Here is a 24,697-nt window from a genome sequence, read left to right as displayed (position 1 = left end):
GGGATGCGCCACACAGGCCATCCATGGCCTGGGTGGCGCACGGCGCGCGTCCTGCGCGCCGCCCTTCGGGTCTACGGTTGCCTGTGGCGAGTTCGAGGCGGCGGGGGGAGCGGGGAGCAAGGGCAACAGCAAGATCAACATGGATTCCGGCTTTCGCCGGAATGACGAGTTGAGGCGGCGGGGTTCGGAAGTTACGACGTGCCGCGTCGCTGCGGTCGATAACGGCCATCGCTGTTGCGGTCCAAAGCCCCGCATATCTCGGCCGCGTATGGGCGGAGCGGAAATTCGCTCCATTGACCCTTCCTGCACCCGCCCCGCGTTACAACCATGCCGCCCGCCCCCGGGCGTAACCGCCACACCCAAGGAGTTCCCATGCGCCTGACGCCTCTTGCCGCGATCGCTTCGCTGGCCCTGCTCGCCGCCTGCACGGCGCCCGACAAGCCCAAGGACGCCACGGCGACGCCGGCGGCCGACAGCGCGGCCGCGACTGCGCCGCAGCCCGCGGTCGCTGCCGACGGACCGGGCCCGGCCTCGGCCAAGATCGGCGCCGACCAGGTCGGCAAGGTCAGCCCGGTGCCCGCGTTCAAGGGCTTCGGCGAACACTGGAGCATCGACATCCAGGCCACCGGCGAGATGAATCATAAGATCGATCTGACCTGGGGCAGCGGCAGCGAGAAGGCCAGCGGCACCGCGCGCTACAACGGCCAGCCGGCCGACGCGCCGAACACGCTGATCGTGCTCAGCGGCGAGCTGCAGACCAAGAGCGGCGCCAAGCCGATGACGATCGAGATCAGCAAGAAGGAATGCATCGACGACGGCGACAACAAGCACATGCACTCGGTCGATGTGAGCGTCGAGGGCATGGACAAGCTCACCGGCGGTTGCGGCGACCTGGCCGTGTACTGATCGCGCCGCGCCACCGGACAAAACAAACGGCCCGCACTGCGGGCCGTTTGCGTTGGCGCCGCCGGGCGCGTCGCGTCGTCAGGCGCGGGTCGAGCGCCCGTGCAGCCAGCGCACCAGCAGCCACGAGGCGACCGGCGCCAGCAGCAGCGCCAGCGCCACCGCGATCACCCGCGCCGCCAGCTCCCACTGTTCGCCGCCGAGCATCGCCGGCAGCGAAGCGAGCACGATCAACGCCGGCGTCAGCAGCGACGACCACAGCGCCGGCAGCGCACCCGAGCCGCGCCGCACCGGCGCGATCAATGCCGTCAGCCCGTGCACCGCGCCGACCGCGAGGCCGACCACGCTCATGCCGGCGCGCTGTTCGCCCTCGCCGAGCGCGGTGAACGCGGCGGCCGCGGTCTGCACCAGCAAGGCCACGCCCGCGCCCAGGCTCAGCGCGACCAGCGCGCCGATCGCGCGGCGTTGCCGCGAGGTCCACACCACCGGCAGCGCGCCGCGTCCGCCCAGCCACCAGGCCAGCGGCAGCGCGACCAGATTCACCGCCACCACCTTGAGCGCGCCGAGCCCGGCCGCCCAGGCGCCCAGGGTCTGCGCGCCGGAACGCTGCGCCAGCGACTGCATCAGCGGCATCTGCAGCAGCGACCAGGCCACGCCGAGGCCGAAGATCAGCACCAGCGCGGCGAGGATGCAGGCCCACGGCCGCACGGGCACGCCGCGGCGATCGGTCAGCACGCAGGCCAGCGCGGCGACGAAGCCGATCAGCGAGCCGATCGAACACAGCCACTGCGCCACGTTCAAACCCGCGCCCTGCGCCGCCGGCGACGACAGCGCCGCGACCAGCACGAACGCGCCGGACAGCACGAACACCAGCGTCGACAAGGCCAGTGGGACGAACGCGGGCGAGCGGTTTTCGGCGAGGGCGGTCGGCATGGGCGCGGGCGCGAGGAGGGAGCGCGACAGGGTAGCCGGTTCGTCCGGCGGCCGGGTCTCGGCGCGCCCTTGCGTGCGGCCGTGGCGGCGGCGCGCACGGCAGTGTCCAGGGCTCTGGCCGGGGCCCTCGGGTTGGACCGTGGAGCGCGCCCAGTATTTGCCGAGTCTGGCGCAAGACTTAACTAAATCGGCTTAAACGGTCGTTCGAAACGACAAAGATGAATTTTTATAATCAATAGCTTAGGCACAAGAAACATTTTGTTACGTTTTTTTCTTGCCAGCGCGAACCCGCCCGACTTAGGTATGGAAGCCCAGGCGCAAGGCCTAGGGTGACTTTTCGGGGGAAAAATCATGCAAACGACTCACCGTCGCGGCACTCCGCCGCGCCGTTCGCCGCTCATGCTCGGAATTTGCCTGGCGTTGGCCGTTCCGGCCGCCCTGGCCCAGCAGGCCGCACCCGCCGCCAAGCCGGCCGCCGCGGAATCCAAACCCGCCAGCGCGCCGACCGATCTGGACCGCCTGGTCGTCACCGGTTCGCGCATCCGCCGCGCCGGCTTCGACACGCTCGAACCGGCGACGGTGGTGAGCAAGGACTACATCGCCTCGCGCGGCATCACCAATGTCGCCGACGCGCTCAACGAAATTCCCGGCTTCGGCGTCGGCATCACGCCCGAAGGCGGGCAGGCGACCTTCGGCACCGGCGTCAACTTCGTCAACCGCTTCGGCATCGGCAGCGCGCGCACCCTGACCCTGGTCAACGGCCGCCGCTTCGTCACCAGCGCGCCGACCACGCTGTTCGGACCGGCCGCGCCGGGCCTGCAGGTCGACCTCAACGCGATTCCGACCGCGCTGGTCGAACGCGTGGAGAACATCGCCATCGGCGGCGCGCCGACCTACGGTTCCGACGCCATCGCCGGCGTGGTCAACGTGATCCTGCGCAAGAACTACGAAGGCGTGGAGGCCGGCGCCAGCTACGGCGTCACCGAACAAGGCGACAACGAGCGCTACAACGCCTGGGCGCTGGTCGGCGCCAACTTCGACGACGGCCGCGGCAACGTCACCTTCTCCTTCACCTACGACGACAGCAAGGGCGTGCTGCAGAAGGATCGCGACTTCTTCCGCGCCGGCTACTTCAACGCCGCCAACCCGCTGGCCGCGCGCATGGCCGCGCTGTTCCCGGGCCGCACGCCGGGCAACGACGGCCGCTACAACCCGAACATCCCGTTCAACACCGGCAACAACGACGGCATTCCCAACGGCGTGCTGATCAAGGACCGCCGCATCTGGTCGACGCCGTTCGGCGGCCTGATCTCGCCGGTCGCCGGCGCGTTCAAGCCGGGCACCGACAACATGATCGCCAACGGCTTCGGCCCCGGCGGCAACACCGTGCTGGGGTTCGACCGCAGCGGCAATCTGGTGCCGTACAACCAGGGCGTTGCGTTCTCGGCCACCGACGCCAGCGGCGGCGACGGCATCAGCCTGGTCGATGCGGGCCAGGTGATCTCCGACCTCAAGCGCATGTCGGTGAACACCACCGCGCGCTGGGCGCTCAACGACCGCGTCGATGTGTTCATGGAAGGCTCGTTCTACTCGGCCGAAAGCACCGAGCTGGCCGACCAATGGGCGTTCAACTCGCCGCTGTTCGCCGGCGCCAGCGGCATGATCCGCTTCCCGACCAGCTACGCGCTGCTGTCCGACCAGGCCCGCGCCACCTTGCAGGGCCTGGGCGTCACCCAGTTCAACCTCTCGCGCGCCTCGCGCGACCTGGTCACCAACAACGGCAGTGGCACCACCGAACTGGGCCGGATCGTGCTCGGCCTGGAAGGCGATTTCGACATCGGCCAGCGCACGTTCTACTGGGAGGCGTCGGCCAACTACGGCCGCAGCGACTCGCGCGCCTACGGCAACTCGATCAACCAGCAGAACTTCGTCAACGCGCTCAATGTGGTGCGCAACGGCCAAGGCCAGGTGGTCTGCGCCGGCGCGCCGGTCGCCGGCGTGGTCGTGCCCGGCGGCCTGACCGCCCGGCCCGACCCCAACTGCGTTCCGCTCGACCTGCTCGGCGAAGGCCGCCCCAGCGCGGCCGCGCGCCAGTACGTCACCACCCGCACCGCCTCGCAGGCGCTGCAGGAGCAGGAGGTCTACAACGTCAACGTCTCCAGCACCCTGTTCGATCTGTGGAGCGGGCCGCTGCAGTACAACATCGGTTTCGAACACCGCAAGGAAAGCGGCCTGTTCGATCCGGGCGCGTTCCTCGAACAGGGCCTGGGCCGTTCGGTACCGATCACCCCGTTGCAGGGCCACTACACCACCAACGAGTGGTTCGGCGAATTCGTGCTGCCGCTGGTCAATCCCGAGCGCAACTTCATCGGCCTGCGCAAGCTGGACGTGATCGGCAAGTATCGCCAGGTCGACAACTCGATCAACGGCAAGTTCGACACCTACACCTACGGTCTGCAGTGGAAGCCGTTCGAGGATCTGGAGATCCGCGGCAACTTCACCCGCTCGCTGCGCTCGCCGTCGATCACCGAGGCGTTCCTGCCGCAGGCGACCTCGTTCCAGTTCGTCACCGGCGATCCCTGCGACTCGCGCTTCATCAACAGCGGCGCCAACGTCGCCAACCGCCAGCGCAATTGCCAGGCCTTCCTGAACTATTACGGCCTGAGCAACTTCACCTCCAACGCCAACGGCGCCTCGATCCAGGGCATCTCCGGCGGCAACCCGAACCTGCGCAACGAGTCGGCCGACTCCTACACCTACGGCTTCACTTGGGCGCCCTCGTTCGCCGAAGGGCTGACGGTCACCGCGGACTACTACAACATCAAGATCAAGGACGTCATCAGCAGCCTGACCGCGACCGACATCGCCACGGCCTGCTTCGATGCGTCCGACTTCAACGCCGGCGACGTGCCCAACGCCAACTCGTTCTGCAGCCGCATCGTCCGCAACGCGCCGGGCAGCGCCGCCGGCGCGGGCCAGGCGACCACCTTCATCAGCGGTTTCGTCAACGGCAAGTCGCTGACGATGGAGGCCTATTCGACCGAGATCGCCTATCGCTTCGATACCGACCGCTTCGGCCGTTTCGCCTTCGGCCTGACCGGCTATTTCCCCAAGGAGCTGACCGTCGACGTCACCGGCGTCGCGCCGAACCCGGCCGCCGGCGAGATCGGCACGTCCAAGCGCCAGTACCAGATCAGCGGCGCCTGGGAGATGGGCAAGTGGGGCCTGAACCTGACCGGCAACTACCTCAGCAGCGCCGAGTTCAACGTGCTCAACACTCCGGAAACCCGCGACATCCTCAAGGTCGGCGACTACTGGCTGTTCAACGGCGGCGTGCGCTATCGCATCAACGACCACGCCATGCTGCGTCTGGCGGTGAGCAACCTGTTCGACAAGGCTCCGCCGTTCCCGGCCCAGACCTCGGCCGATTCGTTCTCCACCTACGACGTACTCGGCCGCCGCTACAACCTGGCGTTCGAGTGGAAGTTCTAAGGGCCTAGCGGGCCGCGAACCCGACGCGGCCCGCGCACGCGCGAAGTGGAAGCTGTAGCTGCAATGGCCGGCCCGCTCTCCGACGGGTCGGCCCTTTTTTTGCCAGCGACGATGCTCAGGCCGGCATGCGGAAGAACCCGGTCGCCGTAGCGGTGCGGTGGGCGGCGACGGCGCGAAACGCTCGCGGCCCGCACCGGTCGGCGCGGCCTGGCGGTTCACGTGCTCGCTTTACGGTCGTTGGGGATGAGGACGGCGGCGCGTTGCCGCCGGCCACCAAGGAGTCGTCCATGCGTACCCATTTCGCCGCGGCCGCCGCGCTGGCCCTGGCCGCCTGCGCCTGCGCCGCGCACGCGCAAATGCCCACCTTCCCCGCGCCGGCCTTCCGCGGCGGCAACACCGATTGGCAGGTGGTGCTGACCACCACCCAGAGCGATCTGTCGGTGAGCTACCGCCTCAGCGTGCCGGAGGCCGACAAGGCGCAAGAGGGGAGCCTGGGCCAGCGCAACGCCGCGTACGGCGAATACCGCATGGCCGGCGTGATCGGCATGGAAAAGTCCGCGCTGACGGTAAAGATCACGGCGGTGCCGCTGGGCAAGCCGTGCAAGCTCGACAACGGTCTGATGGGCGACGCCTACGGCCGCTTCACCTACTCGATCGAAGTGATTCCGCAGCCGTCCAAGCCGATCTCGACCGGGTCCGACCACAAGCCGTGGCCGGCGAAGTGGTCCGGCTGCGGCAACTTCACCCTCGACTGAGCGCTTGCGCGCTCACCGCGGCGGCAGGCGGAAAAACTGCGTCGCCGTGGCGGTGCTGTGCGCGGCGGAGGCGGCGACGTCTTCGCCGCGGTCGCGCGCGAGCTCTTCGACGATGTGGGCCAGGTACATCGGCTCGTTGCGCCGGTGCGACGGCGCCGGCTTGACCGTGCGCGGCAGCAGATAGGGCGCGTCGGTCTCGATCATCAGCCGCTGCGCCGGAATGTGCTTGACCAGCTCGCGCAGGTGCAGGCCGCGGCGCTCGTCGCACAGCCAGCCGGTGATGCCGATGTACCAGTCGCGATCGAGGTAGGCGAACAGTTCCTCGCGCGTGCCGGTGAAGCAATGCACCACCGCCGGGCCGAGCTTGCCGTCGAAGTTCTTCATCATCGCCACGAAGTCGTCGTGGGCGTCGCGCTGGTGCAGGAACAGCGGCTTGCCGGTGTCGACCGCGCTTTGCAGCTGCATTTCGAACGCGCGCCGCTGCGCCGGGCGCGGCGAGAAATCGCGGAAGTAGTCCAGGCCGCATTCGCCGACCGCGACCACCTCGTCGTGCGCCAGCAGCGCGCGCATTTCCGCGTCGCATTCGGCGGTGTATTCGCTGGCATGGTGCGGGTGCACGCCGGCGGTGGCGAACAGCTCGCCCGGGTGCTGCCGCGCCAGTTCCAGCGCCTTGGGCGAATGCTCGCGGCTGGCGCCGGTGATCACCATGCGCGTCACCCCGGCTGCGCGCGCGCGCTGCAGCACCGCGTCGCGGTCGTGGTCGAAGCTGTCGTGGGTGAGGTTGGCGCCGATGTCGATCAGTTGCATGGGGCACAGCGGAAGCGAGGGCAGCGCGCAGTGTAGAGGCTGGTTGCGTCCGGCCCAACCCGCGCGCGCCGGCGCCGGCCGCAAACCCCGTGTCCGCGCGTTCGAATCCGGCGACAGGCGGCGCCGTGCCGCCGGCCGCGACGAGCGTTCACACCCTGCGTCCCAGGCGCGTTGCTTGCACACAAGGCGGCATCGGGCCGCCACAGGAGACTGCAATGCGCATCGCTACGTTCTGTCTGGCCGTCCTGCTGACGTTGGCCGGCGCCGTCCACGCCGCCACGCCGGCGAAGCTGGATTTTCCCGAGAACGCGTTCAACGGCGGCAACACCGACCCGGTCTGGAGCATCGAGCTCAAGCGCGAGGACGTCGGTCTGGTCCGGTATTCGCTGTCGAGTCCGCGCGGCGTATTGCTCGCCGCGGGCACGCTGAAATCGGTGGCGCCGGTGCTGAAGCTGCCGGTGTTCGGCGAGCTCAAGGGCGAGTACGGCCTGGCCGGCACGGCCACGATCCAGCAGCGCTCGCGGCCGATGCAGGTGCTGGTCGGGCCGAGCCGGGCGGGCGCCCCGTGCCAGGACGTGCGCGGGAAAAAGTACGCCCAGGCGGTGTTCATCGCCATCGGCGACGCCAGCGATCCGGACAAGCTCTATTACGGCTGCGGCGAATACCGCAAACCCTGACCCGCGCGCGCCGGCGGCGGCCGCGCCATTCCGGCCGCCGCCGCCGGTCCGTATCCTTGCGCGGGTGAACAGCCCCGCCTTTCCCATCGATCCGCTGCTGCCGCAGATCCGCGCCAGCCTCGCCGCCCATCCGCGCCTGGTGCTGGAAGCGCCGCCCGGCGCCGGCAAGACCACCCAGGTGCCGCCGGCGCTGCTGGACGCGCCGTGGCTGGACGGGCGCCGGATCCTGATGCTGGAACCGCGCCGCGTCGCCGCGCGCGCGGCGGCGAACTTCATGGCGCGCCAACGCGGCGAAGCCGCCGGCGACACGGTCGGCTACCGCATCCGCTTCGAGAACAAGGTGTCCGCGCGCACCCGCATCGAGGTGGTCACCGAAGGCATCCTGACCCGGATGATCCAGGACGACCCGACCCTCGACGGCGTCGGCGCGCTGCTGTTCGACGAATTCCACGAACGCCACCTCGCCGCCGACCTCGGCCTGGCCCTGGCGCTGGACGTGCAGGCCTCGTTGCGCGAAGACCTGCGCATCGTGGTGATGTCGGCCACGCTCGACGGCGAGCGGCTGGCGCAGTTCCTCGACGCGCCGCGGCTGAGCAGCGCCGGGCGCAGCCATCCGGTGCAGATCGGCCATTACCCGGCGCGGCGCGAAGAGAAGCTCGAACACCAGCTCAAGCGCGCGATCGAACACGCGCTGGCGGCGCACCCGGGCGACGTGCTCGCGTTCCTGCCCGGCCAGCGCGAGATCGCCCGCGCCGACGCCGCGCTGGCCGGCAGCGAGGCCGCGCGCGGCGTCGACGTGCTGGCCCTGCACGGCGAATTGCCGGTGGAGCAGCAAAGCCGCGTGCTCCAGCCCGACCCCGACGGCCGCCGCCGGGTGGTGCTGGCGACCAACGTCGCCGAATCCAGCGTCACCTTGCCGGGCGTGCGCGTGGTGATCGACTCGGGCCTGGCGCGCGAACCGCGCTACGACCCCAACAGCGGCTTCGCCCGCCTCGATGTGGTCGCCATCGCCCAGGCCTCGGCCGACCAGCGCGCCGGCCGCGCCGGCCGCGTCGCCGACGGCTGGGCCTACCGCCTGTGGCCCGAATCGCAGCGTCTGGAGCCGCAGCGGCGGCCGGAAATGGCCCAGGTCGAACTGGCCGGCCTCGCGCTGGAACTGGCGGCGTGGGGCGACGCCGGCCTGCGCTTCCTCGATGCGCCGCCGCCCGGCGCGCTGGCCGCGGCGCGCGAGTTGCTGCTGCGGCTGGGCGCGTTGGAACCCGGTGCCGGCGCGCAGTTGGCGATCACCGCGTTCGGCCGGCGCATGCTCGCGCTGGGCACGCACCCGCGCTTGGCGGCGATGCTGCTGGCGCCGCGTGAGGCCGGCGAACGCGCGCTGGCCTGCGACCTGGCCGCGCTGCTGGAAGCGCGCGACCCGCTGCGCAGCGGCGGCGACGCGCTGCACGCGCGCTGGCAGGCGCTGGCCGCGTTCCGCGCCGGGCGCGCGCCGGCGGACGCCTCGCGCTCGGCGCTGGCCGCGCTCGATCAAGCCAGCAAGCAATGGCGCCGGCGCCTGCGCGTGGACAATCCGCCGCCGTCGTCGGCGCCCGCGCACGCGCTCGGCGATCTGTTGCTGCATGCGTTTCCAGACCGCATCGCGCGCCAGCATCCGAGCGATCCGTATCGCTATCAGCTCGCCAACGGCCGCAGCGCCAAGCTGTTCGACGACAGCGCGGTGTACGGCGAGCCGTGGCTGGTGATCAGCGAACTGCGCGACGACCCGCGCGATGCGCGCATCCTGCGCGCCGCGCCGCTCGACGAGGCGCGGCTGGAGCGCGAGTTCCCGCAGCGTTTCGTCAGCGAAGACAGAGTGGTGTGGGACGCCGCTGCGCGCGGCATCGCGGCGGTGCGCGAACGCCGCTTCGACCGCATCGTGATCGACAGCCGTCCGTTGGCGCGGCCCGATCCTTCGCGCTATGCCGACGCGCTGATCGACGCGGTGCGCCAGCTCGGCCTGGACGCGCTGCCGTGGACGCCCGGCCTGCGCCAGTGGCGCGCGCGCGTGCGCGGCCTGCGCGAGTGGATGCCGGAACTGACCCAGGGCGACACGCCGTTGCCGGATCTGTCCGACAGCGCGCTGCTCGAACGCCTCGACCAATGGCTCAAGCCCGCGCTCAGCGGCAAGACCCGGCTCGATGCGCTCGACGAAGCCGGCTTCGGCGAAGCGCTGCGTTCGCTGTGCGACTGGTCGTGGCGGCAGAAGCTCGACGCGCTGGCGCCGACCCGCATCGTCGTGCCCTCGGGCATGGAACGCGCGATCGAGTACGGCTACGACGACCACGCCCTCGACGGCCGCGGCGCGGCGCAGGCGCCGGTGCTGGCGGTGAAGCTGCAGGAACTGTTCGGCCTGGCCGACACCCCGCGCATCGCCGACGGCCGCGTGCCCTTGACCTTGCACCTGCTGTCGCCGGCCGGCCGCCCGCTGCAGGTCACCCAGGACTTGCGCGGTTTCTGGGAGCGCACCTATCCGGAAGTGAAGAAGGAAATGAAGGGCCGTTACCCCAAGCACCCGTGGCCCGACGATCCGTGGACCGCCACCGCGACGCATCGCGCGAAACCGCGCGGCACATAACGCATGCCCACCTGCCCCCTGTAGGAGCGGCGCAAGCCGCGACCGCGCCAACCCAACCACGACGTCACCCACCCACCCGTCGTATGCTCTGCCCACATTCAGCCCACAGCCACCCCAGCACGGCCCCGCTCACAGAATTTCAACGGTAGCGCGCCGACACTGGAATCCGTTTCTCTTCGTCCAGGACCGACACGATGAGCAAGTTCGATTCTCTGCCCGACCGCGCGCTGGAACTGGTGCACGCGATCAGCGCTAACCTCAAGGATGCCGCGCCCAAGGCCGGCCAGTGGCTCGAGACGGGCGCCAAGCTCGGTGTGGTCAAGGCCGGTGCGCGCACTGCCGGTGGTTTCATCCGCCGCAACCCGGTGGTCGCGGTGGCCGCCGTCGCCGGCGCCGGCCTGCTGTGGTACGCCGCCGCGCGGCGCAAGGCGCGCAAGCAGGCCGAAGGCGAACCGATCGAAGGTTCGGCCCGGCGCATCGATGCGCGCCGTGCGGCGCCGGGCGGTTCGCGCCGCCGCACCCGCAACGGCTCGGATGAGACGGCGGCGGAATAAACCGACGTCGTCCGCGTGAGTGCGGCGCCGACGATTCTGCGGACGCTCGCGATAACGAAAAAGCCGACGCTCATGCGTCGGCTTTTTTGTTGGGCTTGCGTCGTGGTTTGGTTTTCGCGGTCGCAGCTTGCGCAGCTCCTACAGGGGCTTCGGCAAGTTTCGTATCCGACTGTAGGAGCTGCGCAAGCTGCGACCGCGAAAACAAAGCTACGGCGAACCCATCGCGCCGCGCCGCGTCTTTCAGGCTTCCGGCAACTCGATGATGAAACGCGAGCCGCCGTGCTTGCGTTCCTCATACCAAAGCTGTCCGCCGGCATTGACCACGATCTGCTTGGCCAGCGACAAACCCAGGCCGCTGGATAAACCATCGTCGATGTCGTTGTCGTGCAGGCGCACGAACGGTTTGAACAACTCGCGCTGGCGCGCCACCGGAATCCCGGGGCCGCGGTCGGCGACGATCAGCTGCCAGAAGCCGGGCGCGCTGTTGCGCGCGGCCAGGGTCAGGTCGCCGCCGGGCGCGTATTTCATCGCGTTGGTCACCAGGTTTTCGCTGACCTGGCGCAGCACGCGCGAGTCCATCGCCACCTGCGCCGAGCCGTTCGCCGGCGGTTGCACCTGCACGCGGATGCCGCGCGCGTCGAGCTGCATTTCGTAGCGGCGCACCAGCCAGTCCAGGGTTTCGGCCAGGTCCGCGCAGGCGCCGTGTTCGGCGCGTTCGCGATGGCCGGCCTGGCTTTCCAGGTAATGGCGGATATAGCCCAGCGCGTCGTCGGCGCTTTCGTGGATCATCTGCAGATAGCGCGGCACGCGCTCGGGCTTGCAGCCGTTGTTGATCAGCAGGTCGCTGGCGAACAGCACGCTGGTCAGCGGATTCTTGAGATCGTGCGCGACCAGGTTGACCAGTTCCTCGCGCTCGCGCGCGACCCGCTCCAGGCGGTCGCGGGTGAGCTTGAGGCCGACGTGGGCGTTGACCCGCGCCAGCAGCTCTTCGGGCAGGAACGGTTTGGTGACGTAATCGACCACGCCGGCGTCGAACGCGCGCAGCAGCAGGTCGCGGTCGTGGGCGGCGGTGACGAACACCACCGGCACGCGCAGCGGCGAGTCGGCGCGCAGCGCGTCCATGACTTCGAAACCGTCCATGCCCGGCATCATCACGTCGAGCAGGATCAGGTCGGGCGGGGACTGCGCATACAGCTGCAAGGCCTCGTCGCCGGTCGAGGCGGCCACCACCTCGTAACCCTGGCGGGACAACAGGGCGGTCACCACGCGCAGATTCGCGGCCTGGTCGTCGACGACCAAGATGCGACCGGTGGATGTCGCGGGAGTGCTCACGTCCTGTAAATCTCCTGGAGGCGCTGGATTGCCACCGAATTCACATGAAATTCGCATATGTGAATCGCGTGGAAATCGTGTGGCAAGTTAACAGAAACCTTCACATAAAGGCGGAACCGCCGCCGGGAATGATGAATGGTTCACGGCCCTGCGACGACCCACCGCAGCCGCCAATCCAGGCATACGAAATCCGCGATGACGGCCGCATTTGTGGCGGCGCATCATGAACATTCCCGCATTAAGGAAACTGCAATGAACCTGCGTCCGCTCGGCCGTTCTTCCCTGTCCGTGGCGCCGTTGGCGTTCGGCGGCAATGTATTCGGCTGGAGTGCCGACGAGGCGACGAGTTTCGCCCTACTGGACGCATTCACCGAGGCCGGTTTCAGCCTGGTCGACACCGCCGATGTGTATTCGGCGTGGGTGCCGGGTAATCAGGGCGGCGAGTCCGAACGCATTATCGGCCGCTGGCTGGCCCAGGGCGGCGGGCGCCGCGAGCGCATCGTCGTCGCCACCAAGGTCGCCAAGTGGGCGCCGCGGCGCGGGCTGGCGCCGGCCACTATCCAGGCGGCGGTGGACGATTCGCTGCGCCGGCTCGGCACCGAGGTCATCGACCTCTATCAAGCCCACGAGGAAGACCCGACGGTGCCGCTGGAAGACACCCTGGGCGCATTCGCCCGCCTGATCGAGGCCGGGAAAGTGCGCGCGATCGGCGCGTCCAATTACTCGGCCGCGCGCCTGGCCCAGGCCCTGGACGTGTCGGAACGGCACGGGTTGCCGCGTTATGAAACTCTGCAACCGGAATACAACCTCTGCGATCGCGCCGGCTTCGAAGCCGAACTGGAGCCGTTGGTGCGCGCGCGCGGCGTCGGCGTGATCGGTTACTACTCGCTGGCCAGCGGTTTCCTGACCGGCAAATACCGCAGCCGCGACGACCTGGGCAAGAGCCGGGCGCGCGGCGGCGCGGTGCAGAAGTATCTGGACGCACGCGGGCTGCGCATCCTGGCCGCGCTCGACGAGGTCGCCGCCGGCCACGGCGCGACCCCGGCGCAGGTGGCGCTGGCCTGGCTGATCGCGCGGCCGTCGGTGACCGCGCCGATCGCCAGCGCGACCAGCGTGGCGCAGTTGCACGAGTTGCTGGCGGCGACGCGGTTGAACCTGCGCGCCGACGAGATCGCGGCGCTGGATGCGGCCAGCGCCGGCGGCTGATCGCGACCGCGCCGGCGGCCGGGCCGACGCTGGCCGGTTCGACGCCGATCGCCGCGGCGCCGTCCGGCCGACGGCCCGCCGCGGCAAAGCGCAGCGGGCGCATCGCCGCGTCGCCGACCCGGCGCTGGCCTTACCCTGTGCCGCGGACGCCCCGACGTTCGCCATCGCCTACCTTTCTGTTCCGCCGCCGTTCGCGAACGCCGCGGCGGCGCCCGCGCCCAGCCGAGACGAACCGCCCGTGTCCCCCGCTTCTAGTTCTGCCGCCCGCCGCACCGGCGTCGCTCTCGCCGCCAGCGGCGCGATCCTGTTTTCGGCCAAGGCGATCCTGGCCAAGCTGCAATACCGCTACGGCGTGGATTCGCTGCAGGTGCTGGCGCTGCGCATGGCGTTCTCGCTGCCGCTGTTCGCCGCGTTGGGCGTGCGCGAGCACGGCCGCGCGCGCGCCCGCGGCGCGCTGCCGACGCGGCGCGACTGGGGCCTGATCGTGGTGCTCGGCGTGCTCGGCTATTACCTGTCCAGCCTGCTCGACTTCTGGGGCCTGGAATACGTGCCGGTCTCGCTGGAGCGGCTGATCCTGTTCCTCAACCCGACCATCGTGCTGTTGATCGGCCTGTTCGCGTTCAAGCGCCGGGTCGCCGCGCGCGAGTGGACGGCGCTGGCGGTGAGCTATGCCGGCGTGGTCCTGGTGATGGTCGAGAACCTGCGCGTGGAAGGCGATCACGTGCTGTTCGGCAGCGCGCTGGTGCTGGGCGCGGCGGTCAGCTATGCGCTGTATCTGGCGATGTCGGGCGAACTGATCAAACGCCTGGGGTCGTTGCAGTTGGTGGCCTGGGCGATGATCGTGTCGACCGCCGCGGTGCTGATCCATTACCTGATCGCGCGTCCGCCGTCGGCGTTGTTCGGCCTGCCGTGGCAGGTGTACGCGCTGGCCGCGGCCAATGCGGTGTTCTGCACCTTCCTGCCGGTGACCTTCACCATGGCCGCGGTCGGGCGCCTGGGCGCGGGCACCGCGGCGCAGTTCTCGGTGATCGGGCCGGTGTCGCTGGTGTTCCTCGGCGCCTGGGTGCTCGGCGAGAAGATCACCGCGATCCAGTTGGTCGGCACTGCGGTGGTGCTGGGCGGTGTGTGGCTGTTGAGCCGGCCGGGGGCGAACTCGGTGCCGCTGCCGGCGGCGGCGGACAAGACGCCGGGCTGAGCCCTACTGCCCCGCGCAAACGCGAACAGGCGCCCGAAGGCGCCTGTCGCGGTCGATGCAGCGTTGCGATCAGTGCGTGGCCAGCAGCGGCACGCTCAGCGCTTCGTGGAACACGGCGCCGGACAGGCAGGCGTTGGTCTGCAGCGCCGACAGCTTGGTCGCCCGGTCCTTCAGGTCGCCGTAGGTGCGCGGGGTGCCGCTGAAGGGATCGTTCATGGTGAAGGTACCCGGATTGGCGAGGCTGCTGCCGGCCGGGTTGTTGCCGACCAGGAACAGCGACAACCCCGAGATCCCACCCGAGGCGCGGGTGGTGATGTGCAGGAAGTTGGTGGTCTGGGTTTCCTTGCCGTGGCAGGAGTTGCAGGTGTTCAGCGAGAACTTGTGGCGCTCGTCGTTGCCGGCGCCGGGGCCGTTCCAGATCAGCTGCGGCGGCCCGTTCGGCACCGCGCCGGTCAGCATGCGCTGGCCTTGGTACAGCAGCGGCACCTGGTAGGTGTTGGCCAGGATTTGCGGCCCGAAGTCGAAGATGTAGTCGCCGACCAGGATCGAGTTGTTGAGGCTGTGGTGAGGCGTCTGCTTGGCCGTGGTCATGGTCAGCTGGCTGGCGCCGCGGGCGATGGCGAATTCGCGCAGTTCCCACGGACTCTGCAGGAACTCGTTGGTGCGCACCTGATTGATCGCGCTGCGGTTGGGCTTGGCCGGGGCGGCGTTGGCCGCGGTGAAGCGGTCGGTGATGACCTGCAACTGCGAGTTGTAGACCGGCGAGCCCAGGGTCAGCGTGCCCAGCGCGCCCCACTGGCGGGCGTAGCTGCGGATGTTGGTGCAGCCGGTGATCGGGATGCCGTATTCCAGGATCACCGTGAACGGGAACACCGTGCAGCTGCCGCTGGCGTTGCGCCGGATCACCCCGAACACGAACCGGCCCTCGCCGGCGGTGCCGCCGCCGTAGGCCGAGTTGGTGCGCAGGTCCATGCGGTTGGCGATCGCCAGCAATCGCATCGGCGACTTCTTCAGGTCGAGCTTGCCGGCGCCGTCGCGCGCCCAGGCGTTGAGCACCTGGTTGATGACCTGCGAGCGCGGCGCGGCGGGGAAGGTGTTGATGGTCTGGGTGGTGCTCCACTGGCGCAGCCAGTTCTCGACGAAGTCGCCCGGATGCACGCCGCTGACCGGCTGGTTGGCCATGTTGGTCATCAGCGTGTTGAAGGTCCACGCGCCGTTCGGATTGCCGGCGCCGGTGCACAGGTCGAAGGTGCGGGTCGGGTCTTCGATCACGCTGGGCGAGACGACCAGCAGCGAGCGCTCGGGCCGGACGATCGCCGGCGGGCCGAACACCACCGGGAACGGGATCCGGATCGGCAATGCCAGCTCGATCTGCTTGCGCAGGGTTTCCGGGTCGAGGAAGGCCATCGGCGCTTCGCCGCGGAATTCGCGGTCGACGAAGGTCGGTACGGTCAGCTTCTGTCCGGCCAGTTGCTGGCGCTCGGACTGCTCCTTGACGAAGCCGTCGAAGTCGAACGGGATCGCGGCGCTGTAGAGCTGCGGGTCCTTGTCGTCGCGGCGCAGGACTACGGGCTTGTCGCCGACGTTGAAGTTGATCTCGGCCGGCAGTTGCTGCTCCTTGGCGTAGATCAGCTGCAGCAGGGCGTCGCCCTGGCCCGACTGCGGGGTCGGGGTGATCAGCATGTCCTCGACCACCGGTGGGGCCAATTCGAACGGCAAGGGTTCTTCGGCGGCGAATGCGGCCGGCGCGTGCAGCAGGCTGGCGGCCCCGGCGGCCAGCGCGAAGCCGACGCCGAGGGACAGGGAACGCAGGGTGGACATGGGTCGGGCTCCTCCGGTGAGCAGACCGCGAGTGGCGTAGCGCCAGGCGCGTAGCTAGCGCCGACGCTACGGCCGCGCGCGCGGGCCGCGCCAGCGCTGCGTGGGACCAAACCGGGACGGTTTCTCAGCGTTGCCGGCGAGCTGCGACCGCGGTCGCGGTGGCAGTGCGCCGGCGATAGCAGGAAAGGGTGAGCGACGGTGAGCCGGGGGCGGCCGCCGCGGCGCCGTCGTCCGCGGCGGCGGCCGGTCCGCGCCGCTTCGCGCGTCGTGTCGGTATAGCGAGGCGGCGGCGTCGAGCCTCGTCAGCGCCGCGCCGATCCGCGAGAATGCCGCGCCCCTGAACTGCGCCGAGGTTCCGCGCATGCAACGCCTTTTGCTGCTGATCGCGCTGGTCGCGGTCGCCGCCTTCGCCTACCTGCACTGGTTCGCCGCGCCAGCGCCGCGCTATCGGCTGGCCGAGATCGAGCGCCAGCCGATCCCGCGCGAGGAGTTCTTCGCCCTGTGGCGCGACACCGCCTACGGCCTGTGCGAGCGCGGCGCGGCCGGCAGCGGGCGGCTGGCGCCGGCCGACTGCCGCGCCTACGTGGACCGGGCGCATGCGCGCTGCGCGGCCCGCGCCGGGGCGCCGGCGATGATCGCCGGCAAGGCCGAATCGCGGCGCTGGGCGCGGCCCTACCTGGATTGCGTGGTGCCGGCGCCGGCGTGCGGCGGGGTGGAAGTGCGCACGCTCGAGGACGCGTTGCGCTATTGCGCGCCGTGAGCGCGTGCTGATGCGGGTGGCGCGCGGCCAGCGCTAAAACCTGCTGTTCGCGTGCCCCAGCGTGACTAAAACGCGCTGCCAGAGTGCCGCTGCTCGGCTAAAGCGCGCCACTGCCCCGGCGCCAGCCCGTCGAGCCGGTGCGGGCCGATCGCGACGCGGATCAGGCGCAGCGTCGGCAGGCCCACCGCGGCGGTCATCCGCCGCACTTGCCGGTTGCGGCCTTCGCGCAGGCTCAGTTCCAGCCAGGCGTCGGGCACGGTCTTGCGGAAGCGCACCGGCGGGTCGCGCGGCCACAGCCACTGCGGCGCTTCGACGGCGCGCGCCTGCGCCGGCAGGGTCGGGCCGTCGTTCAAGTTCACCCCTTCGCTGAGTTGCCGCAACTGCTCTGCGGACGGTTCGCCTTCGACCTGGACCAGGTAGGTCTTGGCCTGTTTGTGGCGCGGGTCGGTGAGGCGGTGGGCGAGCGTGCCGTCGTCGGTGAGCAGCAGCAGGCCTTCGCTGTCGTGGTCCAGGCGGCCGGCGGCGTAGACCTCGGTGGGCAGGCCGAATCCGGCCAGCGTGGGCTTGGGCGGTTGGGTGCGGTCGGTGAACTGGGAGAGCACGCCGTAGGGTTTGTTCAGGGCGATGAGCATGGGGGCGGGGTGTTGGGTGGTGCGGCCGTAATTGTGCCGATGCGGGGGCGATGGTGTTTTCGCTGGGGTGTGCGGTGGCGTGGTCGCGGCTCGCGCCGCTCCTACAGTCGGATACGAAACTCGCCGGAGCCCCTGTAGGAGCGACGCAAGTCGCGACCGCGACAACGCAATTACGGCGCCACCCCACCAACCCGTCATTCCGGCGAAAGCCGGAATCCAACCGCAGCGACGTAGCTCCGCCGAACTAACCGAAGACCCGAAGCTTCCACGCCGTCATTCCGGCGAAAGCCGGAATCCATTTTGATGTTGCTTCTGCTTCTCTCGTAGCAACGAGTGAAGACCCGCCAACATCAACAGCTTCCGTCCGCAAGCGGCCGGGTCACTTTCTTTGTCTTGCCAAAGAAAGTAACCAAAGAAAGGCGCTTTCCTTGTTTTCGGATCAAGAGCCACTGTGGTTCGGTGCTTTCGCCGGGATGCGCCACACAGGCCATGGATGGCCTGGGTGGCGCACGGCGCACGTCCTGCGCGCCGCCCTACGGGTCTCTATTTGCCTGTGGCGAGTCCGGGGCGGCGGGGGGAGCAAGGGCAACGGCAACAGCAACCGGGCCGGGCCTACAGAATCGGCGCCAGTCCCGCTCCGAATGCAGTGAACATGCGGGTGGTCAGGCTCTTCACGCCTAGATTGACCTCGGGGAAATCGCCCACGGGTTTGTAGCAGGCGCGAAAGCCCGGGTCGTTGCGGTACAGCGGGTTGGGGCAGTCCGGGCCGGGTACGAATTCGTAGCTGGTGGCGTAGCGCACCGGCCACAGGTCGAAGATCGGCAGGTGCTCGGAGATCTTGGCGATCGAGTATTCCAGCCCGGAGAAGATCGGCGGTTTGTCGCGGCGCGCGATCACCCACGAGTTCTCCGGCGCGATGTCGCGGCGGATGCTCGCCGCCAGCGCCTGGGCGAAGGCAGGGTCGTCGATCACCACCGCGCTCTCGGTGTTGTAGTGGTCGCCGCGCGGGTCGAAGTTGTGGGTGCCGATCACGCCGATGCGCTCGTCGATCACCATCGACTTGGCGTGCATGCCGATGCGCACGCCGGCGCGCTTGAGCGGCACCGGTTCGTTGGTGCGCCGGCGCGCGTAGCGCATCGCCGCGTATTCCTGGGTCAGCGGCTGGCGATAGCGCTGGCGGTACAGCACGCTGCTGCGGTCCGGGTCGTTGCGGCGCGGGCGCGATTCGGCCAGGCCGGCGCCGCTGATCTCGCCGGGTTCCGCGCGGCCTTCGGGCTCGTCCAATCCGGGCAGGCCCAGCGCCGGCAGCTCGGCGCCGGTGGCGGCGATGTCGATCGGCGCGTCGGCGGGGAAGGGTTTGAATTCGTAGATGTTGAAGCCGAACTCGCGCAGGTAGCGGCGCTTGTACTTGTACGACAGCGCGTAGGCGATGAAGGCGTCGGTCGAGGCGAGGCTGTTGGTGGAGACGATCACCCGCGGCCGGTCCGGGCGCTCGTGCAGGGTGCGGAACAGCTGCTGCGCCGATTTGGACAGCACCAGGTACGGCGTCTGCAGCAGCACCTCGTCGCGCGCGTTGGCGATCAGGTTGCGCAGCGAGTCCGAGGCCAGGGCGTTGGCCTCGGCGTCCTCGCGGTGCTTGTCGGGGGTGTCGGAGATGTAGCGCACCGCGCCGACCGCGATGGCCGGGTCGACCAGCCGCTCGCGCACCTGGGCTTCGTCGTCGGCGGCTTCGCGCATCGCCTGGGCGCGCTGCGGGCGCTCGAACCGGCTCGGCGGCAGCGTCGGCACGCCGTCGTCGATGATGCGCTGGCCGACGTCGGCCAGGCGCTCGACCGGCACGCTGCGGCGGTCGCTCCAGAACACCTGGAAGTCGGTGCCCATGACCTGGGCGACGGGTCCTGCGACGATCACGTCGCGGTCGCGGAAGTTGTACTGGTCGTCCCAGTCGTAATAGTCGTCCTGGTAATTGCGCCCGCCGGAGATGCCGACCTGGCCGTCGGCCAGCAGCAGCTTGGTGTGCATGCGCTGGTTGAGCCGGCGCCAGCAGCAGGCCGCGGCCAGGGCGTACTGCGGGTAGGTGATGCGGGCGCGGTGCAGCACCGGGTTGTACAGCTTGATCTCGAAGTTGACGTGGGCGCCGGCCAGCGCGGCCAGGGTGTCGACGTGGCGCATCGCCGCGAGCTGGTCGATCAGCAGGCGCACGCGCACGCCACGGCGTGCGGCGGCGAGCAGCTCGTCCAGGACCAGGCGCGCGGCGTCGTCTTCTTCGAAGATGTAGGTCTGCAGGTCCAGGGTGTGGCGCGCGCTGCGGATCAGGTTGACCCGCGCCAGCAGCGCGTCGGGGCCGCGGTCGAGGATCACGGTGTAGTGGCGCGGCCGCTCCGGCGCCGACTCGGCCATCGCCTTGGGCCCCAGGTCGTACAGCGGCGAGGGCCGGGCGCAGGCGTTCTCGCCCTGGCAGTCGATCTGCGCCGAGCGCGCGGCCGCGGCGATCGCGCTGGCGCGGTCGCGCTGGGCCGGGCTCAACGAGGCGCAGGCCGACAGGGACAGGGCGAGCAAGGCCGCAAGGCCGCGCAAGACGGGGTTCAACGGTACAGCTCCTTGGCGTTGCGGCCGCCCGGCCGCAGCGATGGGTCAACGCTCCGGGCGCGCCGGAACCGTCTCGAGGGGCCGCGGCGGCGGGGTCCGCGGCGGGGAGGGCTTATTTTGCGTTGATATCAGGCGCACTTGCATGGTGAAACGCACCCGGTCGCCCAACGCGAACTGCCATCCGTCCAAGGCGTAGTCGTCGCGGCTGACGCTGCCGTGGGCGATCGCGTCGCAGTCCTCGCCCGGGTGCGCGCAGACGCCCGGAGCCAGGACGAAGGTTTCCATGCGGCTGATCCCGTGCAGGGTCAGGCGGCCGCGCAGGGCGCCGCCGGTGCGGGCCAGGTCGGCCGGATGCGGCTCGGACAGGAATTCGATGTAGGGATAGCGCTCGGCGGCGAAGAAGCGGTCGCCGCGGGCCATGCGGGTGTAGCGCTCGGAGTCGCCGACCACGACCGCGCCGGTGGCCAGGCGGATGCGCACCTGATGGCGGCCGTCGGCGAGCACGCTGACCTCGCCGTCGTAGCGCGGGAACTGGCCTTCGACCTTCTGCCCCCAGCGGGTGCGCAGTTCGAAGCTGAAACGGGTGTGCTGCGGGTCGAAGCCGGTCTGGCTCAGCACCCGCGCGCCCGGCGTCGGCGCCGCCGGTGGCGCGGCGGCCGGCGGCGGCGCCAGGGCCGGCTGGGCGCCGGCGGCGCCGGCCAGCAGGGCCAGGGCGAAGGACAGCGAAGTCGCGCCGCGGCTGCGCAGCCGCGGCGGGCTCACGGCCACCAGAACGCGCTGAGCTGGGCCGAGCCCGGTTCCAGAGCCACGCCGGCCGGCAGGCTGAGCACGGCGATGCCCGCCGGCGGCATGCCGCGATAGTCGCCGGACTGGCCGCTGTGCAGCAGCGCGGCCAGCCGTTCCAGGCCGGGGTTGTGGCCGACCAGCATCAGCCGCTCGGCTTCGGCGTGGGTGTCGGCCAGGGCGATCAGCGTGCCCGGGGTGGCCTCGTACACCGACGGTTCGATGCGTTGCTCGACGTAGCCGATCGCGCCGAGCACGGCTTCCAGGGTTTCGCGCGTGCGCCGCGAGGGCGAGCACAGCACGCAGTCGGGGACCAGTTTGTTTTGCGCCAGCCAGCGGCCGGCGGCTTCGGCTTCGGCCAGGCCTTCGGCGGACAGCGGGCGGTCGAGGTCGGCCTGGCCGTTGGCGGCAGGTTCGGCGTGGGCGTGGCGGAGCAGGATCAGTTCGCGCATGAGGCCTTGGACGGATCGAGTGGAGGGGAAATGCTTGCGCGAACGCAGGGCGGGTCAGGGTAGCGGGTGCGGCGGCGGGCGTGGGTGAATGGGTAGGGGAGACAGCGGATAGGAGGCAGGAGCTGGCGCAAGCCGCTTTCTCTATCTCCTATCGCTTATCCGCTATCTCCTGCGTCACTTCTTCAGCCACTTCAACAGCGGCGCCCAATCGGCCTGATGCTCGCGGATCTGCTGGGAGTGATAGTCGAACAGGCTCTTGCCCAGCGCGGTCATGACCACGTAGGCCTGGCTGTCGCGGATCTGCCCGACCACCGGATAGGGCCATTCGCTGAGCAGGTCCAGCGCCTGCTGCGAGGCGTTGGTCCAGGGCTTGAGCTTGTTGCCGACCAGGCCCACGCGCAGCTGGCCGCGGCGCACCCGCGGGTGCTGGGCCAGGGTGTCGAGGAAGGGCACGGTGGCTTCGATGTCCAGGGTCGAGGGCTGGATCGGGACGATGACCGCGTCGGCCACGTCGAGGAAGGATTCCAGGTCGTCGGCCATGGCCCCGGCCGGGGCGTCGATGACGGTGCGCTGGGCGTCTTCGGGCAGGTGCTTGCGCCAGGCCTTCTTGCGCGTGCCGTCCAGCGGCAGCACCGCGCTTTCCAGGACCGAGCGGCGCTGCGCCCAGCGGGTCGAGGAACCCTGCGGGTCGGCGTCGATCAAGGCCGTGCGCAACCCATCCAAGGCCGCCTGTGCGGCGAGGTGGGTCGCGATCGTGGTCTTGCCGACACCGCCCTTGGAACTGGCCACCAGCACGGTCTTCATGCGAGCTCCCCTCCGGATGGAACCCCAGCCTACACCGCGCCCGTGGAGCGGGCCATCACGACGGCAGCGGGGCGCGACCGAGCGCGCAACCCGGCGGGGCGGCGGGCGCCCGGGCGGTGCGGCCGGCGCCGGCGCGGAGAAGTTGGGGGGCGGGGTGCGGACTGGCTGATCGAGTCGAAGACCGAGCCGAACGATCAGGTCCCACGTTGCCCACGGTGCGGCACCGATCAGTGCGCAGCCGGCGCCGGAGCCGCGGCCGGCCCGGGTTGCGCAGCGTCTTCGTCGCCGGCGCGGCCGGTGCGCACCAGGTCGCGCGCCAGCGGCGATTCGGGCAGCCAGTCCGGCGGCGCCCGGTCGCGGCCGGCGGCGCGCAGCAGCGTGTCGTACGCGGCCACTTCGCCCTGGCTGCGCAGCAGTGCGGCGAACTGCGGCGAAATGGCCCGTTCGCGCGCCTGCGCGTTGCGCCAGTACGCCTGCCGCAGGCGTTCGCGCCAGGCCGGGCCGTCGGCCGCGTCGGCGCTGAGCCGCGCCATCAGCGACAGGCCCAGGGTCTGGCCGATCAGCGTGTTCGAGTCCGCCATCAAGCTCGCGACCTGGACGCAGGCTTCGCGTCGGTCCGGCGCGGGGTTGCGGCAACCCAGGACGACGGCGGTGGGCAGCGGCAGCGGCGAGGCGAGCGTCGCCAGGGTCGCGCGCATCTCCGCGGCGGTGGCCGCTTCGGGTGCGTCGCTGCGCAGGTAGCGCCGGGTCTGCGCGTCCAGGGGCGGCAGCGGCAGGCGTTCCAGCGATTCGATGGCGCCGCTCCAGTGGCGGCCGTAGTGCAGTTCGAACGCGGTCGCGGCGGCCGCGCGGCGCAAGGCGCTGTCGAAACCCGCGGGGTCCTGGCGCGCGTCGGCGGCGTCGGCGGCCAGCAGCCAGACCGCGGCGTTGTCCGGCTCGGCCGCTTGCAGCCGGCGCAGGGCCGGGGCCGGGTCGCAGCCTTGCGAGGCCGGCGGGTGCGGACGCACGCACAGCTCGGCGTGGTACCAGTCGGCTTCGGTTTGCGCGGGCGCCGTCTCGCGCAGGCCGGCGATCGCAGCCAGGCGCTCGCGCGCCCGCCGCGGCGATGGTTTGGTGGAGAAGTCTTGCAACAACAACTGCAATCGCAGCAGGTCGAGGCGGCTTTGCGCGTCCTCGCGCGCGGCGAGCGTGCGCAGATGCGCGCCCAGCGAGCGTTGGAAAGCGGCCTGCCACTCGGCGGAGGCTTCCTGCGGCGCCTCGGTTTCGGCCTGGGCCTCGGGCGCGTCGCGCACGCAGCCGGCGGCGGCCAAGGCCAGCAGGCCGAACGCGATGAAACGGATGCGGTGCGCGGCGACGGGCATCGAAAGCGGCGGGCGTTGGGCGAGGCCGCTCAGCCTACCGCCAGCCGCGCCCACAGCGGCAAGGTCGCCAGCGACAGCAGCAATCCGTAGCCGACCATCGCCGCCGCCAGCCGCGGCGCCAGCCCGTGGGCGATGGCCAGCGCGCCGGCGGTGACCATCGGCGGCATCGCCGATTCCAGCACCGTGGTCCGGGCCATTTCGCCGTGCAGGCCCAGCAGCGGCACCAGCGCCCAGGCCAGCGCCGGCATCAGCGCCAGCTTGAGCGCCAGGCCGGCGGCCAGCGGCTTGAGCTCCTCGCGCGGCAGCGCCAGCTTCACCGACAGGCCGATGGTCAGCATCGCCAGCGGCAGCAGCGCATCCGACAGGCGCTGCAGGCCGCCGGCGATCCAGCTCGGCGGCTCGGCGGGCATGATGCTGAAACCGACCACCAGCGCCCACAGCGGCGGGAAGCGCAGCACCCGCCGCAGCATGTCGGCCGCGCTCGGGCGGGCGTCGCCGCCGTAACGCGCCAGCACCCACAGGCCGAAGGTCGACAGGATCAGGAACGCGCCGAACTGGTCGTAGACCACCGCATACGGCAGCGCGTGTTCGCCGATCAGCGCGCGGGTCAGCGGGTAGCCGAGGAAGCTGGTGTTGCCCAGGGCCACGGTCAGCAGCAGCACCGCGTGTTCGTCGCGACGCAGCTTCAGCGCGCGCGCCAGCAGGCCGACCAGCAGCACGGTCGCGCCCAGCAGCAGCCACGGCACCGCGGCCACGCCGAGCAGGGCCGGCTCCAGGTGCAGGCGCGGGGCGTAACGCAGCACCGCCGCCGGCAGGCAGACGTAGAGCACGACCAGGTTGAGCACCTGGGCGGCGTTGTCGGGCAGGGCGCGCAGGCGCTGGAACAGGTAGCCCAGCGCCAGCATCGCCAGGACCAGGGCGAAGGCGTCGAAAGCCATGGGTCGCGGCGTGATGGCGGTGACGGCCATGGTCGCGGCTGGCGGCCGTCGGCTCAAGACGGCTTTCGGCTTAGGCGCGCGCGATGGCCGTG

General features: G+C 70.4%; 21 protein-coding genes. 9 read left to right on the top strand and 12 right to left on the bottom strand.

The window, feature by feature from the left end; translation table 11 throughout:
• Nucleotides 1-229 (bottom strand): hypothetical protein (locus BLU84_RS27585; protein ID WP_211664580.1); only part of this gene is annotated, 229 nt, incomplete at its 3' end.
• Between the two features lie 143 nt (nucleotides 230-372).
• On the opposite strand from BLU84_RS27585, the gene BLU84_RS19880 reads away from it, so the two are divergent.
• Nucleotides 373-906: a hypothetical protein gene (locus tag BLU84_RS19880; RefSeq protein WP_074871256.1), complete on the top strand. Its 534-nt coding sequence runs from the start codon at nucleotides 373-375 to the stop codon at nucleotides 904-906.
• A gap of 78 nt (nucleotides 907-984) precedes the next feature.
• Here BLU84_RS19880 and BLU84_RS19875 read toward each other — a convergent pair whose 3' ends face one another.
• Entirely contained in the window at nucleotides 985-1,836 is an 852-nt protein-coding gene (locus BLU84_RS19875) for a hypothetical protein (RefSeq protein ID WP_074871254.1), read from the bottom strand.
• Nucleotides 1,837-2,235: 399 nt separating this feature from the next.
• Here BLU84_RS19875 and BLU84_RS19870 point away from each other — a divergent pair, with 399 nt between their 5' ends.
• The gene (locus tag BLU84_RS19870; RefSeq protein WP_074871251.1) at nucleotides 2,236-5,328 is read left to right on the top strand and encodes a TonB-dependent receptor domain-containing protein; all 3,093 of its coding nucleotides are present in this window, start codon (nucleotides 2,236-2,238) and stop codon (nucleotides 5,326-5,328) included.
• Between the two features lie 287 nt (nucleotides 5,329-5,615).
• A complete protein-coding gene (locus BLU84_RS19865; RefSeq protein ID WP_139175141.1) occupies nucleotides 5,616-6,083 on the top strand; it encodes a hypothetical protein in 468 nt (155 codons plus the stop codon).
• Between the two features lie 12 nt (nucleotides 6,084-6,095).
• Here BLU84_RS19865 and BLU84_RS19860 read toward each other — a convergent pair whose 3' ends face one another.
• Nucleotides 6,096-6,890, bottom strand: a complete 795-nt coding sequence (locus tag BLU84_RS19860; RefSeq protein WP_074871247.1) for a TatD family hydrolase — start codon at nucleotides 6,888-6,890, stop codon at nucleotides 6,096-6,098.
• 215 nt (nucleotides 6,891-7,105) lie between these two features.
• Between BLU84_RS19860 and BLU84_RS19855 the strand changes: the two genes are divergently transcribed.
• The 3 genes from BLU84_RS19855 (at nucleotide 7,106) to BLU84_RS19845 (ending at nucleotide 10,732) form a co-directional block, all read left to right on the top strand.
• The gene (locus tag BLU84_RS19855) at nucleotides 7,106-7,567 is read left to right on the top strand and encodes a hypothetical protein (protein ID WP_074871245.1); all 462 of its coding nucleotides are present in this window, start codon (nucleotides 7,106-7,108) and stop codon (nucleotides 7,565-7,567) included.
• A 64-nt stretch (nucleotides 7,568-7,631) separates the two neighbouring features.
• Nucleotides 7,632-10,178, top strand: coding sequence for an ATP-dependent helicase HrpB (hrpB, locus tag BLU84_RS19850; RefSeq protein ID WP_074871243.1), 2,547 nt, complete (start codon nucleotides 7,632-7,634; stop codon nucleotides 10,176-10,178).
• Between the two features lie 194 nt (nucleotides 10,179-10,372).
• Nucleotides 10,373-10,732, top strand: a complete 360-nt coding sequence (locus tag BLU84_RS19845) for a hypothetical protein (protein ID WP_074871241.1) — start codon at nucleotides 10,373-10,375, stop codon at nucleotides 10,730-10,732.
• 240 nt (nucleotides 10,733-10,972) lie between these two features.
• On the opposite strand, the gene BLU84_RS19840 is transcribed toward BLU84_RS19845, so the two are convergent.
• On the bottom strand, nucleotides 10,973-12,064 hold the full coding sequence (locus BLU84_RS19840; protein ID WP_170849210.1) for a hybrid sensor histidine kinase/response regulator: 1,092 nt from the start codon (nucleotides 12,062-12,064) through the stop codon (nucleotides 10,973-10,975).
• A 252-nt stretch (nucleotides 12,065-12,316) separates the two neighbouring features.
• Here BLU84_RS19840 and BLU84_RS19835 point away from each other — a divergent pair, with 252 nt between their 5' ends.
• Together BLU84_RS19835 and BLU84_RS19830 are read left to right on the top strand one after the other, a co-directional pair.
• Entirely contained in the window at nucleotides 12,317-13,270 is a 954-nt protein-coding gene (locus BLU84_RS19835) for an aldo/keto reductase (protein ID WP_074871237.1), read from the top strand.
• A 238-nt stretch (nucleotides 13,271-13,508) separates the two neighbouring features.
• The gene (locus BLU84_RS19830; RefSeq protein WP_074871432.1) at nucleotides 13,509-14,465 is read left to right on the top strand and encodes a DMT family transporter; all 957 of its coding nucleotides are present in this window, start codon (nucleotides 13,509-13,511) and stop codon (nucleotides 14,463-14,465) included.
• Between the two features lie 69 nt (nucleotides 14,466-14,534).
• On the opposite strand, the gene BLU84_RS19825 is transcribed toward BLU84_RS19830, so the two are convergent.
• The gene (locus tag BLU84_RS19825; RefSeq protein ID WP_074871236.1) at nucleotides 14,535-16,286 is read right to left on the bottom strand and encodes a hypothetical protein; all 1,752 of its coding nucleotides are present in this window, start codon (nucleotides 16,284-16,286) and stop codon (nucleotides 14,535-14,537) included.
• 361 nt (nucleotides 16,287-16,647) lie between these two features.
• Here BLU84_RS19825 and BLU84_RS19820 point away from each other — a divergent pair, with 361 nt between their 5' ends.
• Complete coding sequence (locus tag BLU84_RS19820) at nucleotides 16,648-17,046, top strand: hypothetical protein (RefSeq protein WP_074871235.1); 399 nt, start codon at nucleotides 16,648-16,650, stop codon at nucleotides 17,044-17,046.
• Nucleotides 17,047-17,111: 65 nt separating this feature from the next.
• Here the strand turns inward: BLU84_RS19820 and BLU84_RS19815 are convergent, their stop codons facing one another.
• The 7 genes from BLU84_RS19815 to BLU84_RS19785 all read right to left on the bottom strand — a co-directional run bounded on the left by BLU84_RS19815 (nucleotide 17,112) and on the right by BLU84_RS19785 (nucleotide 24,605).
• Entirely contained in the window at nucleotides 17,112-17,678 is a 567-nt protein-coding gene (locus tag BLU84_RS19815; protein WP_074871231.1) for a pseudouridine synthase, read from the bottom strand.
• A gap of 612 nt (nucleotides 17,679-18,290) precedes the next feature.
• Complete coding sequence (locus BLU84_RS19810) at nucleotides 18,291-20,267, bottom strand: phospholipase D family protein (protein ID WP_074871230.1); 1,977 nt, start codon at nucleotides 20,265-20,267, stop codon at nucleotides 18,291-18,293.
• Between the two features lie 45 nt (nucleotides 20,268-20,312).
• Nucleotides 20,313-21,029: a YceI family protein gene (locus BLU84_RS19805; protein ID WP_170849209.1), complete on the bottom strand. Its 717-nt coding sequence runs from the start codon at nucleotides 21,027-21,029 to the stop codon at nucleotides 20,313-20,315.
• Complete coding sequence (locus BLU84_RS19800; RefSeq protein WP_074871227.1) at nucleotides 21,026-21,502, bottom strand: SixA phosphatase family protein; 477 nt, start codon at nucleotides 21,500-21,502, stop codon at nucleotides 21,026-21,028. Before BLU84_RS19800 ends, BLU84_RS19805 begins: the two co-directional genes overlap by 4 nt.
• A 174-nt stretch (nucleotides 21,503-21,676) precedes the next feature.
• A complete protein-coding gene (locus BLU84_RS19795) occupies nucleotides 21,677-22,306 on the bottom strand; it encodes a ParA family protein (protein ID WP_074871224.1) in 630 nt (209 codons plus the stop codon).
• A gap of 227 nt (nucleotides 22,307-22,533) precedes the next feature.
• On the bottom strand, nucleotides 22,534-23,667 hold the full coding sequence (locus BLU84_RS19790) for a hypothetical protein (RefSeq protein ID WP_074871223.1): 1,134 nt from the start codon (nucleotides 23,665-23,667) through the stop codon (nucleotides 22,534-22,536).
• A gap of 29 nt (nucleotides 23,668-23,696) precedes the next feature.
• Nucleotides 23,697-24,605, bottom strand: a complete 909-nt coding sequence (locus tag BLU84_RS19785) for an AEC family transporter (protein ID WP_074871222.1) — start codon at nucleotides 24,603-24,605, stop codon at nucleotides 23,697-23,699.
• Nucleotides 24,606-24,697 lie beyond the last annotated feature (92 nt).

Source organism: Lysobacter enzymogenes (assembly GCF_900106525.1).
In the GTDB taxonomy this organism is placed as follows: Bacteria; Pseudomonadota; Gammaproteobacteria; order Xanthomonadales; family Xanthomonadaceae; genus Lysobacter; species Lysobacter enzymogenes.
Note: the sequence above shows the minus strand (reverse complement) of the source record. Positions and strands in the feature narration are given on the sequence as shown.

Coding starts and splice junctions, on each gene's coding strand:
- BLU84_RS19825 (WP_074871236.1), bottom strand. CDS start 16,286: ATGTCCACCCTGCGTTCCCTGTCCCTCGGCGTCGGCTTCGCGCTGGCC.
- BLU84_RS19790 (WP_074871223.1), bottom strand. CDS start 23,667: ATGCCCGTCGCCGCGCACCGCATCCGTTTCATCGCGTTCGGCCTGCTG.
- BLU84_RS19860 (WP_074871247.1), bottom strand. CDS start 6,890: ATGCAACTGATCGACATCGGCGCCAACCTCACCCACGACAGCTTCGAC.
- BLU84_RS19785 (WP_074871222.1), bottom strand. CDS start 24,605: ATGGCTTTCGACGCCTTCGCCCTGGTCCTGGCGATGCTGGCGCTGGGC.
- BLU84_RS19880 (WP_074871256.1), top strand. CDS start 373: ATGCGCCTGACGCCTCTTGCCGCGATCGCTTCGCTGGCCCTGCTCGCC.
- BLU84_RS19835 (WP_074871237.1), top strand. CDS start 12,317: ATGAACCTGCGTCCGCTCGGCCGTTCTTCCCTGTCCGTGGCGCCGTTG.
- BLU84_RS19845 (WP_074871241.1), top strand. CDS start 10,373: ATGAGCAAGTTCGATTCTCTGCCCGACCGCGCGCTGGAACTGGTGCAC.
- BLU84_RS19820 (WP_074871235.1), top strand. CDS start 16,648: ATGCAACGCCTTTTGCTGCTGATCGCGCTGGTCGCGGTCGCCGCCTTC.
- BLU84_RS19870 (WP_074871251.1), top strand. CDS start 2,236: ATGCTCGGAATTTGCCTGGCGTTGGCCGTTCCGGCCGCCCTGGCCCAG.
- BLU84_RS19800 (WP_074871227.1), bottom strand. CDS start 21,502: ATGCGCGAACTGATCCTGCTCCGCCACGCCCACGCCGAACCTGCCGCC.
- BLU84_RS19855 (WP_074871245.1), top strand. CDS start 7,106: ATGCGCATCGCTACGTTCTGTCTGGCCGTCCTGCTGACGTTGGCCGGC.
- BLU84_RS19875 (WP_074871254.1), bottom strand. CDS start 1,836: ATGCCGACCGCCCTCGCCGAAAACCGCTCGCCCGCGTTCGTCCCACTG.
- BLU84_RS19815 (WP_074871231.1), bottom strand. CDS start 17,678: ATGCTCATCGCCCTGAACAAACCCTACGGCGTGCTCTCCCAGTTCACC.
- BLU84_RS19795 (WP_074871224.1), bottom strand. CDS start 22,306: ATGAAGACCGTGCTGGTGGCCAGTTCCAAGGGCGGTGTCGGCAAGACC.
- BLU84_RS19865 (WP_139175141.1), top strand. CDS start 5,616: ATGCGTACCCATTTCGCCGCGGCCGCCGCGCTGGCCCTGGCCGCCTGC.